The organism is Anaerorhabdus sp., from assembly GCF_036641015.1.
GTDB lineage: Bacteria > Bacillota_I > Bacilli_A > Erysipelotrichales > Erysipelotrichaceae > Anaerorhabdus.
The window spans coordinates 9,326-10,481 of the sequence record NZ_JAVWFO010000060.1 but is presented as its reverse complement, the minus strand read 5'-3'; the positions used below and the strand labels follow the sequence as shown (position 1 = coordinate 10,481).

Here is a 1,156-nt window from a genome sequence, read left to right as displayed (position 1 = left end):
TCGATTAAAATTGATATTCCATTTTGCTGATCAACATTTATAATTTCTCCTAATATCATACAAATACCTTTCTTTCTGCAACATGAGTCATATTACCTTTAACACCAAGATTTATGGTCCATTCGGTTTCGACAAATAATCCTTTTATTGAATTAGTATCAATTTGAACTGTACATTCATATTCGTGTCCCGCTTGTTGTTCAGAATTAAAACTTATTTTTTCGGTTTTTTGTAATGAATCGTTGAATACATTTTTGATATATTCTTCTAATTCAATTTGACTTGCAATATTATTTAGTTTGTAGTATTTCGTTAGTTCATAACCTCGATTAACTGTAGAAATACTTGAATCTAATCTATCATTAACAACCTTGTACCTCATAAGTGGAACATCTGGGTTAGATACAACACCTACAAATATGTTTGGAATACTATAAATATCAAATTCTTCATTTGTTCCTGGTTCAATTACTGAATTTTCACCGAGTTTATAAATAAAATCTGATGTGTACTTAGCTTGTTTTTTCAACAACATAGCATAACCATTTGAATTGATATGAAATTCACTGAAATTAATCTCAACTAATAGTTCATTAATAATATCGAGTATATCCGAACCAGCCTCCCACTCCCTGTCACTTAATAACAACGATGACGAGTCATCACTTATGATTAATGTAAAACCTTTATTTACTAATAAACGTTTAATAGCACTTAAATATTGAGTTCCTGCGGAGATGAATAATCTGTCTTCAATTTGATTTTGATCAAGCTTCATCGATTCGTCATAGCATTCAAAATTATATGTTTCTAGTAATCCTGTATCTTTTTTTGGTGATGAAATTATCATGAAAATTCCTAGCGATTCTTCAATTCCATCTTTAATGAGAAATACCTGTAAACGATCACTAATTTTATTAAATACGAACGGTTTATCTTCATATTCATTTTTAACTGTATAGGTATCATCGCCTGGAAATGTATCATCACCAGAAAACAAAAAGTCGTATACTTTTTCAGAATACGACTTCATATTTTCTTTTGAATTACAAGTAATTTGACATCCACGTTTTACTTTAGCTTTTGAATCATATCTAACTTCAACATCAATACAATTCAATTCTCCTATTTCGATACCATTTCTTAAAATAGCAAC

Annotated in this window: 1 protein-coding gene; it reads right to left on the bottom strand. The window is 29.2% G+C overall.

The window, feature by feature from the left end; genetic code table 11:
• Positions 1-55: 55 nt before the first annotated feature.
• The coding region (locus tag RR430_RS08145) for a hypothetical protein (protein WP_332508909.1) at positions 56-1,156 on the bottom strand (1,101 nt) is incomplete at its 5' end.